Consider the following 16,162-nt stretch of genomic DNA (forward strand, 5'->3'; position numbering starts at 1 on the left):
GGTTCCCGCCAACATCTTATTCCAAGGGTTAAGCGGTTATTTACTCGGTCAGTGTTTACTCAAAACAGTATTTTGTTGCGTACGAGTGAGTAACCATGTCCCGTGTCGCCGAGTTGCTTCGCTCGCGTCGGGTGCCGCAGGTCGCGGTGCTGACGCTGATGTCGGTCGGCTTTGCCGGCTGCAGCGCCGATATGCAGACGCGCTTTTCCGATAGCTCGTTCTCCAATCCCTTCGCCTCGCAGCCCGAAGCCACCGGTTCGGTGCGCCCGCCCGCCGCCGAGCGCCGCGAGCCGCCGCAATACGCCCGGCCGCAGGCGTCCGCGCCGCAATTCCAATCCCAGGCTCTGCCGCCGCCCGCCGTCGTTGCGCCGTCTGCTTATCCGGCCAGTTCGGGCGGGGTGTCGGGAGGAGGGCGCGGGGTTTCGTCCTATGCACCGCCGTCCCATTCCCCCATCGAGACCACCTCCACGGTACCGCCGCGCTCGGTCGCGGCCGTGCGCCCGGCTGCGCCGAACGGCACCGCGATCATCGTTGGCACCAGCGACACGCTCGACATTCTGGCGAAACGCTACAACGTTTCATCTGCCGCGATCCTGCAGGCCAATGGCTACAAGGGCCCGCGCGTGCTGTCGCCCGGCCAGCAACTGATCATTCCGCGGCAGACCGCGGTGGCTGCGGCCGCCCCGGCGCTCGCGCCGCCGGCCAGCAAGCCGGTTGCCGCTGCGGCCGCACCCTCGAGCGTCCATATCGTCAATCGCGGCGATACGCTGATGAGCATCGCGCGCCGGAACAATGTGCCGGTTACCGAACTCGCCAAGGCCAACAATCTCGATCAGTCCGCCAAGCTCAGCCTCGGCATGAAGCTCACCGTGCCCGGTTCGAAGTCCGCGGCAGCCGTTGCTCCGGTCGCGCAGCCCGTCGCCGCCGCACCCGCCCAGCCGGTTGCCCAGGTTGCAGCGCCGGCCACCAAGATGGCGTCCGCCGGCGGTCCGCCGCAGAGCGCGCGGCTGGCGTCTGCCACCACCAATGTCGTGGAAGAAAAGCCCGTCGTCGAGCAAGCCTCGATCAAGCCGAGCGAAGCCACCGGCGCGCTGCCGACGTTCCGCTGGCCGGTGCGCGGCAAGGTGATCACGAGCTACGGCGCCAAGACCAACGGCAAGTCGAATGACGGCATCAACCTGGCGGTGCCCGAAGGCACGCCGGTGAAGGCGGCGGAAGATGGTGTGGTCGCCTATTCCGGCAACGAGCTCAAGGGTTACGGAAATCTGGTTCTGGTACGGCACTCCAACGGCTACGTCACCGCATATGCCCATGCGAGTGAACTGCTGGTAAAGCGCGGCGATACGATCAAGCGCGGCCAGATCATTGCCAAATCGGGTCAATCGGGCGAGGTGGGGTCGCCGCAGCTCCACTTCGAGATCCGCAAGGGATCTTCACCGGTTGACCCGCTTCAATTCCTGAACGGGGCGTGATCGGCTAGCTACGCAGCGGCGTCGCCACACCCCACAACTGTCGTCGCCCGGCCTTGTGCGCAATTGCGCACTGGGACCGGGCGATCCAGTATTCCAGAGCAGTTGCGATTGAGCCGAGAAGCCGCGGCATACTGGATCCCCGCCTTCGCGGGGATGACGGTCAGAGTCAAAGGCGCGACCGCGTCACTTCCCCGAAAGCCTCACGCCCAGCCGTCCCGCCAGTTCCTGCGTGAACTGCCAGGCCACGCGGCCCGAGCGGGAGCCGCGCGTGGTCGACCATTCCAGAGCCTCGCGCTCCAGCTCTTCATCGGCCATCGCGATGCCGAAATGGCCGCAATAGCCCCGCACCATCGCCAGATATTCGTCCTGGCTGCAGCGATGGAAGCCGAGCCAGAGCCCAAAACGGTCTGACAGCGACACCTTCTCCTCGACCGCTTCGCCCGGGTTGATCGCGGTCGAGCGTTCGTTCTCGATCATCTCGCGCGCCAAAAGGTGCCGCCGGTTCGAGGTGGCGTAGAGGATGACGTTGTCGGGACGTCCCTCGATACCGCCTTCCAGCACCGCCTTCAGCGATTTGTAGGAGGCGTCGTTGCCGTCGAAGGAGAGGTCGTCGCAGAACACGATGAAGCGGAAATCGGAGCTGCGCAGCAGGTCCATCAGGCCGGGCAGGCTCTCGATGTCCTCGCGGTGGATCTCGATCAGCTTCAGCCGGTCGGCCGGCTTGCGGTCGATATTGATGTTGGCGTGAGTGGCCTTCACCAGCGACGACTTGCCCATGCCGCGCGCGCCCCACAGCAGCGCGTTGTTCGCGGGCAGCCCGTCGGCAAAGCGTTCGGTGTTTTCGATCAGGATGTCGCGCACCTGGTCGATGCCTTTGAGCAGGCCGAGGTCGACGCGGCTGACGCGCGGCACGGGCGAAAGGCGTCCGTCCGGATGCCAGACAAAGGCGTCGGCGGAGCCGAACGACTCAACGGTCCCACCCGCCGTCGAGGCCGCGGAAAGGTGGCCGGCGATGGCTTCCAGCGCCGTTGCGATCCGCTCGGCCGTGGCACCGTTGAGGTTGTTTGCCGGACGTTTTGTCGCGGTTCTTGCAATGGCTCGCGAGGCCGCCTTGGGGGCGGCGCGAGCCGCTGTTTTCTTGGGTTTTTTTGACATTTCCGGAGTTCCTGACCGCGCAGCCTTAACGGGCCTTGGAAGGTCCCGCAAGCGGCCTAAATGAGAGGGTCGGCCACGTTGCAATTGGGCCCGCCGCCGCTATAGTCCGCGCGAATTTGCCCGGGACCGGCGATTTGCCCAAGGCGCTAAGCCCAGGCATGGCCGGTTCTTTTCCGTCTTACGAGGATTGTTCGAATGCTGATAACCCCTGCGTACGCCCAGGCTGCGGCCGGTGGCGATGCCAACAGCATGTTGATGTCGCTGCTGCCGTTCGCGCTGATCTTCGTGATCATGTATTTCCTGATTCTGCGTCCGCAGCAGAAGAAGGTGAAGGATCACCAGGAGCTGGTCAAAAACATCCGGCGCGGCGACACGGTCGTCACCTCGGGCGGCTTGGTCGGCAAGGTGACCAAGGTGGTCGACGACGACCAGATCGAGTTCGAGATTTCGGACGGCGTCCGCGTGCGGCAGATGCGGCAGATGATTTCAGGCGTCCGCGCCAAGGGCGAACCGGCCAAGGAAAAGAGTGAGGCCAAGGACGAGACGTCCGCGAGCTGAGTTTTCCGCGCCGCTTCCCGCGGCGCATTTTCCTGGATCTGACGGGTCTACTCGATGTTGTATTTCACGCGGTGGAAGGCGCTGGCGATCATTCTGACCGCGCTTGTGGTCTGCCTGTTCGCGGTTCCGAACTTCTTTCCGCAAGAGAAGGTAAAGACCTGGCCGCTCTGGGCGCAGCGGCACATCGTGCTCGGCCTCGATTTGCAGGGCGGCTCGTACCTGCTGCTCCAAATCGATTCCAATTCCGTGAAGAAGGATAGGCTCGAACAGGTCGTCGGCGAGGTGCGGCGCGTGCTGCGGGCCGACGCCAAGGTAGGCTTCACCGGGCTTGCGATCCGTAACGACGCGGTCGAAGTCCGCGTCAAGGACACCGACCTGCAGGTGGCCCTTCCCAAGCTGCGTGAACTGTCGCAGCCGCTCGGCGGCCTGCTTGGTTCCTCCGGGCAGCGCAGCCTTGAAGTCTCGGATGTCGGCGGCGGGCTGATCCGTCTCACGGTGCCGCAGGCCGCCATTACCGAGCGCATCCGACAGACCAACGAACAATCAATCCAGATCGTCGAACGCCGCATCAACCAGCTCGGCACGGTCGAGCCCCTGATCCAGCGGCAGGGCGTCGACCGCATCCTGGTTCAGGTGCCGGGCCTGCAGGATCCGACCGAGCTGATTCGCATTCTTGGCACGACCGCCAAGATGGAATTCCGCATGGTGGATCCGTCGATCTCGCCGGATCAGGCCCAGCAGGGGCGTGTGCCCGCCGGCTCGGAAGTCCTGATGAGCGAGGCGTCGCCGAAGGTGCCTTACGTCGTCAAGACGCAGGTTCTGGTTTCCGGCGGCGACCTCACCGATGCGCAGCCGGGTTTCGACCAGCGTACCAATGAGCCGATCGTCAACTTCAAGTTCAACAGCTCGGGCTCGCGAAAATTCGCACAGGCCACGTCGGAGAATGTCGGTGTGCCGTTCGCGATCATCCTCGACGGCAAGGTGATTTCCGCACCCGTGATCCGGGAGCCGATCACCGGCGGCCAGGGTCAGATCTCCGGCAGTTTCACCGTGCAGGGGGCCAACGAACTGGCGCTGCTGATGCGGGCCGGCGCGCTGCCGGCGCCGCTGACCGTGATCGAGCAGCGTACCGTCGGTCCGGGCCTCGGCCAGGACTCGATCGAGAAAGGCAAGCTTGCCGCCTACATCGGCTCGATCATGGTCATCGTGTTCATGCTGCTGACCTACCGCCTGTTCGGCGTGTTCGCCAACATCGCGGTGGCCATCAACGTCGCGATGATCTTCGGCATCCTGTCGCTGCTCAACGCCACGCTGACGCTGCCCGGCATCGCCGGCGTCGTGCTGACGGTCGGCATCGCGGTCGATTCCAACGTGCTGATCTATGAGCGTATCCGCGAAGAATTGCGCGGTGGACGCAATGCGATTTCGGCGATCGACGCCGGCTTCAGGCGGGCGCTGTCGACCATCCTGGACTCCAATATCACCACCTTCATCGCCGCAGCGGTGCTGTTTTATATCGGCACCGGGCCCGTCCGCGGCTTCGCCGTCACGCTCGGCATTGGCATCATCACTACCGTCTTCACCGCCTTTACCCTCACCAGCCTGATCGTCGCCGGCTGGGTGCGATGGAAACGGCCGAAGACCGTGCCGATTTAAGGAATAGCTGTGACTAACTACGTTCTCATCGGTCTGGGCATCCTGATCGTCGTGCTGACAGTGGTCGCGGTGCTCGATCTGTTGCCGCCGCTGCGCATCGTTCCCGACGATACGCATTTCGATTTCACGCGTTTTCGCCGCATCAGCTTCCCGATCTCGGCGGCGCTTTCAATCGTCGCGATCGTGCTGTTCTTCACCCATGGGCTGAATTTCGGCATCGACTTCAAGGGCGGCACGCTCCTGGAAGTTCAATCCAAGTCAGGTCCGGCCGACATCGGCGCGATGCGGGCGACCTTGGGCAATTTAGGCCTCGGAGAGGTTCAGCTTCAGCAGATTGGTGATCCGACCAACGTCCAGATCCGCGTCGCGGAGCAGCCCGGAGGCGACGCGGCGCAGCAGGTGGTGGTGACGAAAATCCGCGGCGCTCTTGGGGACAGTGTCGAATACCGCAAGGTCGAAGTGGTAGGCCCGCGCGTATCAGGCGAGTTGCTGGCGTTCGGCATGCTCGGCCTGATGCTCGCGATCTTCGCGATCCTGATCTATCTCTGGTTCCGGTTCGAATGGCAGTTCGCGCTGGGCGCCATGATCGCCAACGTCCACGACATCGTGCTGACGATCGGCTTCATGTCGATTTCGCAGGTCGACTTCGACCTCACCAGTATCGCGGCGCTATTGACGATTCTCGGCTACTCCCTGAACGATACGGTTGTCATCTACGACCGCATCCGGGAAATGCTGCGGCGGTACAAGAAAATGCCGATGCCGCAGCTGCTGAACGAATCAATCAATTCGACGCTGTCGCGCTCGATCATCACCCACGTCACGGTGACGCTGGCATTGCTGGCGCTGCTGGTATTCGGCGGCCACGCGATCCACAGCTTCACCGCGGTCATGATATTCGGCGTGGTGCTGGTCGGCACCTACACCTCGATCTTCATCGCCGCGCCGATCCTGATCTATCTCGGCGTCGGTGAGCACCGCGACGCACCGGATACGCCGTCGAAGAAGAAGGCCTGATCCGAAAGGCATGCCCTCGGGTTTGACCCGAGGGTGGAAACCGGTTTTCGGAAGCGATCATGTCCAGTCAAACACCGGGTTCCCCGGACGCCCCGCATCTTCCGAGGTCAGCGCCGATCGAAGCCTACGGCAAGGGCGGCTTCGCCTTCGCCGACATGTCGCATCGCGGCTCGCTGCTGTGCCTGCCGGATGCGATCTGGGCCTGGCAGGTCACGAAGCCTGCCGAGATCGACGAATATTCGCTGGCGCGCGTATTCAAGGCCGCCAACTCGATCGACACGCTGATCGTCGGCACCGGCACTGAAGTCTGGGTACCGCCGCGCGGCCTTCGCGAGGCGTTGCGCGCCGTGCGCGTGGTGCTCGATGCGATGCAGACGGGGCCCGCGATCCGCACCTACAACATCATGCTGGGCGAACGCCGGCGCGTTGCGGCGGCGCTGATCGCGGTGCCATGAGCGGGGCGGCGACGTCGAAGGATTCCGCCGCGTTCTGCGCCGATCTGGTGCGCACGCACGACTTTGCCCGTTATGCGTCGACGCTGTTCGTGCCGGCGATGCAGCGTCGCGCGCTGCTGTCGGTCTACGCCTTCAATGTCGAGATATCGCGCGTGCGCGAGCAGGTCAGCCAGCCACTGCCGGGCGAAATACGGCTGCAATGGTGGACCGACATGCTGGAAGGCGCCGGCCATGGCGGCGTCGAGGGCAATCCGGTCGCAGCCGAGCTCTTGCAGACGATCGGCGAATTCCGCCTGCCGGTCGAGCCGCTGTCGCGGCTGATCGAGGAGCATCAGTTCGACCTCTACAACGATCCGATGCCGTCGATGGCGGCGCTGGAAGGGTATGTCACCGACACCTCCGCGGCGCTGTTCTCGCTCGGCGCGCGGATCGCGGCACAGCCGTCGGCCTTGATCGACCATCTCGCGCGCCATGCCGGGCTGGCCCAGGGCATGGCGCATGTGATAGCGGCGCTGCCGCTCGATGCCGCGCGGCGACAGCTATTCCTGCCGCTGCAATTGCTGCAGCAACACGGCAGCGGGATGGAGGAAGTTTTTTCGGGCAAGCAGACGCCGCGGGCGCGTGCCGCGATCGACCAGTTGGTGGGAGACGCCCGAAAGAACCTCCGTACGGCCTTCGAGCTGCTCATACATATGCCGCCACAGGCGCGGCCGGTGTTCCTTCCGCTGGCGCTGGTCCGCCGCGATCTGAAGCGCATGTCACGTGCTGACTTCGATCCCTTCGTACCACAGGCGACGTCGCGGTTGCGGACCTTGTGGACGTTGTGGCGCGCCTCGCGGACACGCGAGTTTGGCGGGTAGGAAGCTTGCTGCGCATGAGGCCGTCATACCCCGCGAAAGCGGGGTATCCAGTACGCCGCGGCCTATCGGTTCAATCACTTACGTCTCTGGAATACTGGGTCACCCGCCTTCGCGGGTGACGACAGCAAACGTCAAGTTGACGGACGATCCATGTCCGCGCTCTCGAAATTGAACCGGTCCCGCAGATTCTTCCGCGACTCCAGAATGTCCTTCAGGAACGCGCGGTCGACGTCGCTCGTGATCAGCGGCTCGATCAGGTCGAGCTGGTTCATGGCGACGAGCTGCAATATTTCCGTGCGCGGCTTGCCGGCGGCATCGCGCGGCAGCGCATGCACCACCTGGATATGCTCCGGCGGCTTGACGCCCTTGGCTGCGGCGAGTTCGCTGCGCAGCTGCTTTTCCAGCGCGACCTTGTCGGCCTCGACGAAGGCGTACAGTCCCACACCGGTGCGGCGGTCGGCGAATGCGACGATGGCGGTGTCGCGCACGTCGGGGTTCTTCCTGATCAGTTCGATCAGCACAGGTGCGTCATTGACCAGCCGGCGGCCGCCGCCCTCGCGATCGGTGAAGTTGAACAGGCCGCGGGTGATGGCCTGGTAGACCTTCTTGCCGGTCTTGAGCCAAATGCTGGCGACAAAGGATTTGCGTGCGAGAATCTTGCGCTCCATCGGCGTCAACGCCTGTGGCGCATAGCTGCGCTTGTGCTTCAGAAGATGCCGCAGATCCTCGTAGGCCGCGATCCGGAACAGGCGGCTTCTTGTCTTGAAGCAGGCGGCCAGCTGAAAATCGGTCACATAGGCGCGGCCGTTGCTTCCGCGCAGCCAGTTCTGCTCCTTCGCGAGATCATTGTGGCAGATGCCGGCACGGTGCAGCTTGCGAAGCGCGAGTTTGGCGGATCGGAAATAGGCGAGGTCGCCATGGGGCTTGGCCAGATGCAGCGCGACGCCGTCGATGAAGCCGCGCACCAGCGCGCTTCGGCCGGCCCAGAGCAGCTTCGGGCCGACGTCGAGATCGCGCGCCAGCGCCAGCGCGCGGCGCTCGCGGGCGAACAGATGGCGGGCGAGCGGATAGGACCATAGCGGCACCTGGTCGAGCCGGCGCAGCACGGCGTCGACCTCGCCGGCATCATCGCGAAAGCGGCCGCGCTCGACGGTCGAGAACACGTCGCGCTTCAGCAGCACGCCTTCGGTCCATCGCGCCGACAGAATGGCGGCGTCATCTTTCGGCAAGCTCATGGTGTTACGCCGCCGCCGCTACACGAAGATGATCGGCGATCCAGCGATCGAGATCGGCAAGGGCGCGAGCGCTGAGCGCCTGCTTCTTGGCAACCGTCTTCTCGTTGCCGCGCAGCCGCGTGCCATCCGCTTTCTTGGTCGGCAAGCTCGCAAGCGGCGGGAACAGCCCGAAATTGATGTTCATCGGCTGGAATGAGCGCGTTCCAGCTTCGATGGTCTCGATGTGGCCCCCGGTGATGTGGCCAAGCAGCGAGCCCAGCGCTGTGGTCACCGGCGGCGGTTCGAGCGTCTGCGCCCGGGCGTTCGCCGCGGCGTAGAGGCCTGCGATCAGGCCGATGCTGGCGGATTCCACATAGCCCTCGCAGCCGGTCATCTGGCCGGCGAAGCGCAGCCTTGGCTGCGCGCGCAAGCGCAACTGCCCATCGAGGAGTTTTGGCGAGTTCAGGAAGGTATTGCGGTGCAGGCCGCCGAGCCGGGCGAATTCGGCGTTCTCGAGGCCTGGAATGGTGCGGAATACGCGCTGCTGCGCGCCGTAGTTCAGCTTGGTCTGGAAGCCGACCATGTTGTAGAGCGTGCCGAGCTTGTTGTCCTGGCGCAGTTGCACGATCGCGTAGGCCTTGACCGTCGGGTTGTGCGGATTGGTCAACCCGACCGGCTTCATCGGCCCGTGCCGCAACGTCTCGTGGCCGCGCTCGGCCATCACCTCGACCGGCAGGCAGCCGTCGAAATAGGGCGTGTTGGTCTCCCAATCCTTGAAATCCACCTTCTCGCCGGCCAGCAGCGCCGCGACGAAAGCGTCATACTGCTCTTTCGTCATCGGGCAGTTGATGTAGTCGGCGCCGGTGCCGCCCGGCCCGACCTTGTCGTAGCGCGACTGAAACCACGCCACCGACATGTCGATGGAATCCTTGTGCACGATCGGCGCGATCGCATCAAAGAACGCCAGCGCGTTCTCGTCGGTGAGTTCGCGGATGGCGTCCGCTAGCGGCGCCGAGGTGAGGGGGCCGGTCGCGACGATCACGTTGCCCCATTCGGCAGGCGGCAGACCGGCGATTTCGGCGCGGTCGATCTCGATCAGGGGATGGTCGTGCAGCGCCTTGGTGACGGCTGCGGAAAACCCGTCACGATCGACCGCCAGCGCCCCGCCAGCGGGCACCTGGTTGGCATCGGCGCAGCGCATGATCAGCGAGCCCAGCCGGCGCATTTCGGCATGCAGCAGGCCGACGGCGTTGTTGGCGGCGTCGTCCGAGCGGAACGAGTTGGAGCAGACGAGCTCGGCCAGGCCCTCGGTGCGGTGCGCCTCGGTCATCCGCAACGGGCGCATCTCGTGCAGGACGACGCGAACGCCCGCATTGGCGACCTGCCAGGCGGCTTCCGAACCGGCAAGACCGCCGCCAATCACATGGACGGTGTCAGTTTGGGGAGTTGAGGAAATCATGCGCGCAGGGTTAGCGCGTTTTCAGATCTAGTGCACCTACCATAGCGTTTTCGAGCGAAGTGGGATGCCGGTTCGCGTGAAGAAAACCCGTCAAACCAAAGACTGAAAACGACAACGCCCGCAGCGGGGGCGGGCGTTATCCGTTCGTCAGGCGGCCGAACAGAGATCAGCCGGCGTAGGTTCCGGCTGCAACGCGCGGAATGTCCGAACGATCGAGGCCGATATCGGCCAGTTCGCGATCGCTAAGCTGGGACAGTTCGCTGACATTGCGCTGATAATCCCGGAACGCCTGGATCATGCGGATGAGCGAGAGTAGCATCGTAGTCTCCTTGCAGTTGCGATTCAGCCCTTGGGGGACGGCCTCATCGTTGAAATGAATATAGCTTAGATTCCGCAGTGCAGAAGTTCCTATGTTGCGATGCAGCTAATCCCAAAACGCATGACTACGGTAGGGTCCGCTTAACCTTTGCGCATGGCTGTCGGATCAGCCGGCCCCCGTCCTCGCCAGCGTGCTTCATTCATGCAAGTAATGCCGTGAATTTGGAGGTTTTTGTAATTTCCAGATTAACTCTTGCCGTTTGCCAAGTGGCGATCAGGAAAGCTGTATAGAAGCTCCCGAGCGCCCGGTGCCGACAAAATGTGCTTCAAAGGGCAGGCTTTTTGAAACTTTCTTATGCGCAAATCGCATGCAATCTATCATTAATAAATGAATATATATTCACTATCACGGACCGCGAACTATTACTGAGTTCATGGCCGGGAGCGACGACTAATGTGTGTGACGGGCTAATATGTCGGCACGGCCCACGCGAAACGGACCCTATGCGCCGGTGCCTTGGCCGCCTGTCACGCGCAAGGTAGCCCCGACTCATTCGGCCTATCGCCCGTCGTCTGCGTACCATGCTCAACAAATTATCGCAGCCACCTGCGATAGCAGCCCTGGCATATGCCGTGTCTCCCGCCGACGCCGCGCGAGTCAAAGCGGCCTGCAGCGGCGACAACCTGAGCGAGACTGAAACGATGATCGAGAACATGGCGGACGGCGAAGGGAAGATCGTCGCGCAGAAGGAAATCGCGGCTGCGCAGGATGCGCTGCTGGGCGGCAAGGCGGGTGCCTGCGCGGCGCATCTAAGCAAGGCGATGCAAGCGAGTGCGGCGAAGTAGAGCGGATGGCAAAGGGCCAGTCGACTTGAGATCGACCCTTTGAATTTTTCCGTTCAAGGCGCGCGCGAAAGCTGCGTGGCGAAGTGGCCTATGGTCTTCGCGTAAACTTCGCTCTTGTTCCACTCCTTGATCACAGCGAAATTGGCGCTGCCGGGCTCCCAATCCTTGCCCTTTTGCCAACCATGGCCGGCGAGGAAGTTCGCAGTCGAGGCCAGCACGTCCGGCGGGCTGCGCAGGAGATCGCGGCGTCCATTACCGTCGAAATCGACTGCGAACTTGATGTAGGACGACGGCATGAACTGGGTCTGGCCGATTTCACCGGCCCATGCGCCGCGCAGTTCCTGAGGGGCTACATCGCCGCGCTCGACGATGCGAAGCGCGTCCATCAGTTCGGCCTTGAACATGTCGGTGCGGCGGCAATCATAGGCGAGTGTAGCCAGCGCGCGGATAGTCGGGAATTTTCCGATGTTGACGCCGTAATCGGTTTCCAGGCCCCAGATCGCCACCAGCACCTCGCCCGGTACGCCATAGGTCTGTTCGATGCGCCCGAGCACCGAGCCGTATTGCTTGAGCATGTTGGCGCCGCGTGCAAGCCGCGGCGGCACCATGCGGCCGGAAAACTCCTCGAAACTTTGCGTGAAGACCTTTTGCGACTGGTCGCGGGCCAGCACGCTCTTGTCCATGACGACACCGGTCAGGCCGGTCTGAATGGCGGACGCCGAAATCCCTTTGGCGGCGGCTTCCTTCTTGAAGTCCTCTAGCCAGGCTTCGAACGAGCCGGAACCGCAGGGAGCCGCGAACGAGGGCGCTGCGACTGTCAGCAGCAGTGCGCCAAGGGTCAACGCGCGGATGGAAAAGCGAGAGGTCATCGTGTCGTTCGCTCCAAGGTCGATTCGCCATCGACGTTAGTGTCGAAACCACACCGAATGTTCGAAGCAAGAGCGGCCAAAACAAGGCTTCTCATCAAGGCTTCGAATGCATTGCTGTCCGGACGGTCAATTCATCGTTAACCTGCCATCCAGGCATTGCCGCGCGTTGCGAATGGCGAACCGCCGGTCAGGTATCGACCGACGGTCTTATCGAATCGAGTTCCCTGCACCTTACGCGTTATCCTTGCGCCGCCAGGGGAACAGGTTGGCCGGGAAATCGGCCGCAGGCCTACGCTCGCGCGGCGGCCGAGGCGGAAGCGGCTGCGGGTTGAGTTCCGGCTCGATCGTCTCCCGATAGAGATGCCAGGTGGCGTGCCCAAGCAGGGGAATGACGACGGCGAGGCCGAGGAAGGCCGGCAACGATCCCGCCACCAGGAGCATCGCGACGATCAATCCCCAGGCCGCCATCGGCGCGGGATTTCGTGCAACCGCGCGCAGCGAGGTCACCATCGCATCGCCGGCGCCGGCATGACGGTCGAGCATCAGCGGGAACGACACCACGCTGATGCATAGCGCGACGAGGGCAAACAGGAAGCCGACACCGCAGCCGACCACGATCAGCCACCAACCTTGCGGCGTCGTCAGCACGCGTTCGGCGAAATCGGAAACGCCGGTCACGCCTGCATAGCCGAACGCGGCGATGTAGATCGCCTGCGCGGTAGCCACCCACGTCACGAACAGCGCGAGCAACAGCACGCCGAGCCCGAGCATCGCGCCGAACGATGGCGAGCGCACGACCTCGATCGCGTCCCAGGCGGTTGCCGGTTCGCCGTGTTCGCGACGGCGGCTCATTTCGTAGAGGCCGAGCGCAGCAAACGGGCCGAGCAGGGCAAAGCCGGCGGCGAGCGGAAACAGCAGCGGCAGCACCGAATAGCCGTGCACGGCGCGCGCCAGCATCAATCCGAGTACGGGATAGATGATGCACAGGATGATGGCGTGGCTTGGCACGGCTTTGAAGTCTTCCCAGCCGCGCTGCAAGGCCCGATGGAGTTCCGATAGGCCTATGGTTCGGATAACCGGCGCGGCGGCGGTCTCTGGTCCGCTCTGCGCGATCGATGTGACATTGCCGTGAGATGTCGCCATGGTCGCTGTCTCCCTCGCGGTCGCATTGTGCGCCAACCGAAAGACGCAAACGCGCCGTTTCATAAAATGATCACGATCAGGCCAGACGCGAAACTGGCCATGTCGCGAACTGAGCCAACAGCGTAGTCCCAAACAGTGACAAACGCACTCACGCTTAGGTGAATGTTACATTGGCAAGTCACGTCGGGGTGGTTAAACTCATGAATGATCCCGGCGTGGCGCTGCCGGTCAAACAGTGCCGCTCAAGACTCACCATCTTCAAGTCACCCAGCTACAAGTTATTGGGAGCGAACGATGAGCATTTTCGGAAAAATCATGGGCGCAATCTTCGGCACCAAGGCGGACGCCGCGCAGGCCGGCGGCGGAGCGGCTGCGGGCGGTGGAGCGGCCGCGGGGACGTCCGGCGGATCGGCGGCACCGGCGGCCGCGACTGTCGACGTCGCGCCGATCCTGGACAAGGCAGTCGCCGCCAAGGGTGAGAAGCTGGCGTGGCGCACCTCGATCGTCGACTTGATGAAGGCGCTCGACATCGATTCCAGCTTCGCCGCACGCAAGGAGCTCGCGAAGGAACTCGGCTACACCGGCGACAGCAACGATTCCGCCAGCATGAACATCTGGCTGCACAAGCAGGTCATGACGAAGCTGGCCGCCAATGGCGGCAAGCTGCCGCCTGATATCAAGCACTGACGCTTCGCCCGGTTCACACATACGAAGGCCCGCGGCGACGCGGGCCTTCTTTTTTTGGTGCGATTGCAATGCAACAACGCACAAACGGTATCCACTTCGTGGAGAAAACGCTGTAGATGCTGGCGGGACAAGAAGGCTCGCAGAACAAGGAGGACGCCAATGAGCAATGTCGATCGCAGGACCATCCTGGCAACGGGCGCGCTTGCGCTGGCCGGTACGGCCGTGCAAGACAGCACGGCCGCAGCGCAGGCCGGCCCGAAATCGATTTTTCCGGTTGGCACGACGACCATCCCGATCGTGGGTGAGACCGATGTGTTTCCGGTGCGGCGGATCTATTGCATCGGGCGAAACTATGCCGCGCATGCGCGCGAAATGGGTTCGGACCCCAATCGCGAGCCGCCGTTCTTTTTCCAGAAGCCGACCGACGCGATCCAGAATATCGCGATCGGGAGTGTCGGCGATCATCCCTATCCCTCGCTTACCAAGAACTATCATTACGAGGTCGAACTGGTGGCGGCGCTGAAATCGGGCGGCACCAATATTCCGGCGGAGAAGGCGCTCGACCACGTTTACGGCTATGCGCTCGGCCTCGACATGACCCGGCGCGATCTGCAGCGCGCTATGGGCGACGAGAAGAAGCCATGGGAAATCGGCAAGAGCTTTGATCGCTCGGCCGTACTCGGGCCGATTCATCCCGCAACCAAGATCGGACATTTCACCAAGGGCGCGATCTCGCTGGCGGTGAATGGCACGGTCAAGCAGAACTCCGATCTGCGAAACATGATCTGGAACGTGGCGGAGCAGATCGCCAAGCTTTCGGAAGCGTTCGAACTAAAGGCCGGCGACATCATCTATTCGGGCACGCCGGAAAATGTCGGCCCGGTCGTGAAGGGCGACGTGCTGCTGTGCAAGCTCGAAGGCTTGCCGGATATGTCGATACGGATCGTTTGAGTGTACCACACCCACCGCCGTCGCCCCCGCGAAAGCAGGGGCCCATAGCCACGGAAGGCAATGATAGGCAAGAGTATCGCCCATCTTGTCTTCGATCGAGCACAACAATTGACCACACGGAGTATGGGTCCCTGCGTTCGCAGGGACGACAGCGATTTGCGAGTACCCTAGCTCACCCCATCAGGTCGGCAAATTCCGGATTTCTGCGCAGATAATCCACGACGAAGCCGCAGCCGGCGATGACCTTGCGGCCGTCGGCGCGGATCAGGTCGAGCGCGCCCCTGACCAGTTCGGAAGCGATGCCGCGGCCACGCAGCGCGCGGGGCGTTTCGGTATGGGTGATGATGACCGCCGCGGGCGTGATGCGATAGTTGGCAAACGCCACAGCGCCGTCGACGTCGAGTTCGAATCGGTTTTGAGTCTTGTTGTCGCGGACGGCGGCCATGCAGCGATTCCCGGATGATTCACCCTTTCATTTAGGGACATGAACCCGACGATGCAAACCGCCGACGAAGGGGGAACTGGCTCGCCGGGGGATTGGCCGATATGCGTGTTTTGACCTGCCTCACCGCTGCATTGCTGGGTGCCGCGGCGATATCAGCGCAACCGCCCGCAGCGTCCGCCGAAGGCGACCCGAACTGGCAAACCTGCATCGCCGTGACCACGCCACCGGACGTGAAGGTGGCCGCTTGTGGCGCTGTCATCGAGGGCAAGCACGAGACCGGCAGCAGGCTCGCCGCCGCCTATTGTTTCCGCGGCCACGGCCTGACCGAGAAGCGCCAACTCGACGCCGCGCTTGCCGACCTAAGCGAGTCGATCCGGCTCGATTCCACCTCGGCCTGCGCGCTGACCAACCGCGGTCGCGTCTACGCCTTCAAGCGCGATCTCGATCGCGCGATGGCCGATTACAACGAAGCCATCAGCATTAACCCGGCGTTCGCGCTGGCCTGCAACAATCGCGGCGACGCCTGGGTCAACAAGGGCGACCTCGACCGCGCGATTGCCGATTTCAGCACCGCCATCGAGCACAATCCATCGCTTGCGATAGCCTATGGCAATCGTGGCTACGCTTATTACCGCAAGCGTGACATGGCCCGTGCGGTGGCGGATTATACCGTGGAGATCAAGCTCAGGCCCGACGTGCTGGCCTACATCAACCGCGGCAACGCCTATCGCGACAGCGAGCAACTCGACCGTGCCGCAGCCGACTATGGCGAGGTGATCAAGCTGGCGCCGACGGACGCGCGCGGCTGGCGCAATCGCGGGATGATCAAACTGTTCCAGGGCGACACCAGAGGCGGCCTGGCCGATTACGACAAGGCGCTGCAATACGATCCGGCCGACGCCTATTCCTGGAACAACCGTGGCCAGGTCAAGATGCGGTTCGGCGACAGAGCGGGCGCGATTGCCGATTTCCGCAAGGCGCTGGAGATCAGTCCTGGCTTGCGCACCGCGAGCGAGAGCCTGAAGCGGCTCGGTGCGGCGCAATAGGCCGCAGACGA

The 16,162-nt window shown here is 63.3% G+C and carries 17 protein-coding genes; 10 read left to right on the forward strand and 7 right to left on the reverse strand.

Features of this window, described 5'->3' with window-relative positions:
- The first annotated feature begins 95 nt into the window (after positions 1-95).
- Positions 96-1,472, forward strand: a complete 1,377-nt coding sequence (locus tag IVB05_RS20150; protein WP_247786339.1) for a LysM peptidoglycan-binding domain-containing M23 family metallopeptidase — start codon at positions 96-98, stop codon at positions 1,470-1,472.
- A 183-nt stretch (positions 1,473-1,655) separates the two neighbouring features.
- Here the strand turns inward: IVB05_RS20150 and IVB05_RS20155 are convergent, their stop codons facing one another.
- A complete protein-coding gene (locus IVB05_RS20155) occupies positions 1,656-2,627 on the reverse strand; it encodes an ATP-binding protein (RefSeq protein ID WP_247786340.1) in 972 nt (323 codons plus the stop codon).
- A 195-nt stretch (positions 2,628-2,822) separates the two neighbouring features.
- Between IVB05_RS20155 and yajC the strand changes: the two genes are divergently transcribed.
- The 5 genes from yajC to IVB05_RS20180 are packed head-to-tail and all read left to right on the forward strand — an operon-like array spanning position 2,823 to position 7,173.
- A complete protein-coding gene (gene yajC / locus IVB05_RS20160; protein WP_057855867.1) occupies positions 2,823-3,185 on the forward strand; it encodes a preprotein translocase subunit YajC in 363 nt (120 codons plus the stop codon).
- A 54-nt stretch (positions 3,186-3,239) separates the two neighbouring features.
- Positions 3,240-4,841, forward strand: a complete 1,602-nt coding sequence (gene secD / locus IVB05_RS20165; RefSeq protein WP_247786341.1) for a protein translocase subunit SecD — start codon at positions 3,240-3,242, stop codon at positions 4,839-4,841.
- A gap of 9 nt (positions 4,842-4,850) precedes the next feature.
- Complete coding sequence (gene secF / locus IVB05_RS20170; protein WP_247786342.1) at positions 4,851-5,858, forward strand: protein translocase subunit SecF; 1,008 nt, start codon at positions 4,851-4,853, stop codon at positions 5,856-5,858.
- Positions 5,859-5,917: 59 nt separating this feature from the next.
- Positions 5,918-6,313, forward strand: a complete 396-nt coding sequence (locus IVB05_RS20175) for an Mth938-like domain-containing protein (RefSeq protein ID WP_247786343.1) — start codon at positions 5,918-5,920, stop codon at positions 6,311-6,313.
- Entirely contained in the window at positions 6,310-7,173 is an 864-nt protein-coding gene (locus IVB05_RS20180) for a phytoene/squalene synthase family protein (protein ID WP_247786344.1), read from the forward strand. Before IVB05_RS20175 ends, IVB05_RS20180 begins: the two co-directional genes overlap by 4 nt.
- 131 nt (positions 7,174-7,304) lie before the next feature.
- Here IVB05_RS20180 and IVB05_RS20185 read toward each other — a convergent pair whose 3' ends face one another.
- The 3 genes from IVB05_RS20185 to IVB05_RS20195 form a co-directional block, all read right to left on the reverse strand.
- On the reverse strand, positions 7,305-8,408 hold the full coding sequence (locus tag IVB05_RS20185) for a serine/threonine protein kinase (protein ID WP_247786345.1): 1,104 nt from the start codon (positions 8,406-8,408) through the stop codon (positions 7,305-7,307).
- 4 nt (positions 8,409-8,412) lie between these two features.
- A complete protein-coding gene (gene trmFO / locus IVB05_RS20190) occupies positions 8,413-9,846 on the reverse strand; it encodes a methylenetetrahydrofolate--tRNA-(uracil(54)-C(5))-methyltransferase (FADH(2)-oxidizing) TrmFO (protein ID WP_247786346.1) in 1,434 nt (477 codons plus the stop codon).
- 166 nt (positions 9,847-10,012) lie between these two features.
- Positions 10,013-10,165 (reverse strand): DUF1127 domain-containing protein, encoded by a 153-nt coding sequence (locus IVB05_RS20195; RefSeq protein ID WP_247786347.1) that lies wholly within the window; start codon positions 10,163-10,165, stop codon positions 10,013-10,015.
- Between the two features lie 581 nt (positions 10,166-10,746).
- Here IVB05_RS20195 and IVB05_RS20200 point away from each other — a divergent pair.
- A complete protein-coding gene (locus IVB05_RS20200; RefSeq protein WP_247786348.1) occupies positions 10,747-11,010 on the forward strand; it encodes a hypothetical protein in 264 nt (87 codons plus the stop codon).
- Between the two features lie 53 nt (positions 11,011-11,063).
- Here the strand turns inward: IVB05_RS20200 and IVB05_RS20205 are convergent, their stop codons facing one another.
- A complete protein-coding gene (locus IVB05_RS20205) occupies positions 11,064-11,879 on the reverse strand; it encodes a lytic murein transglycosylase (RefSeq protein WP_247786349.1) in 816 nt (271 codons plus the stop codon).
- A 231-nt stretch (positions 11,880-12,110) separates the two neighbouring features.
- Entirely contained in the window at positions 12,111-13,022 is a 912-nt protein-coding gene (locus IVB05_RS20210; protein WP_247786350.1) for a DUF2189 domain-containing protein, read from the reverse strand.
- A 294-nt stretch (positions 13,023-13,316) separates the two neighbouring features.
- On the opposite strand from IVB05_RS20210, the gene IVB05_RS20215 reads away from it, so the two are divergent.
- A complete protein-coding gene (locus IVB05_RS20215; protein WP_247786351.1) occupies positions 13,317-13,709 on the forward strand; it encodes a DUF3597 domain-containing protein in 393 nt (130 codons plus the stop codon).
- 159 nt (positions 13,710-13,868) lie between these two features.
- The gene (locus tag IVB05_RS20220; protein ID WP_247786352.1) at positions 13,869-14,660 is read left to right on the forward strand and encodes a fumarylacetoacetate hydrolase family protein; all 792 of its coding nucleotides are present in this window, start codon (positions 13,869-13,871) and stop codon (positions 14,658-14,660) included.
- Positions 14,661-14,832: 172 nt separating this feature from the next.
- Here the strand turns inward: IVB05_RS20220 and IVB05_RS20225 are convergent, their stop codons facing one another.
- On the reverse strand, positions 14,833-15,105 hold the full coding sequence (locus IVB05_RS20225; protein WP_247786353.1) for a GNAT family N-acetyltransferase: 273 nt from the start codon (positions 15,103-15,105) through the stop codon (positions 14,833-14,835).
- A 101-nt stretch (positions 15,106-15,206) separates the two neighbouring features.
- Here IVB05_RS20225 and IVB05_RS20230 point away from each other — a divergent pair, with 101 nt between their 5' ends.
- Positions 15,207-16,151, forward strand: a complete 945-nt coding sequence (locus IVB05_RS20230) for a tetratricopeptide repeat protein (RefSeq protein ID WP_247786354.1) — start codon at positions 15,207-15,209, stop codon at positions 16,149-16,151.
- The last annotated feature ends 11 nt before the right edge of the window (positions 16,152-16,162 follow it).

This window comes from Bradyrhizobium sp. 170, assembly GCF_023101085.1.
Classification (GTDB): domain Bacteria; phylum Pseudomonadota; class Alphaproteobacteria; order Rhizobiales; family Xanthobacteraceae; genus Bradyrhizobium.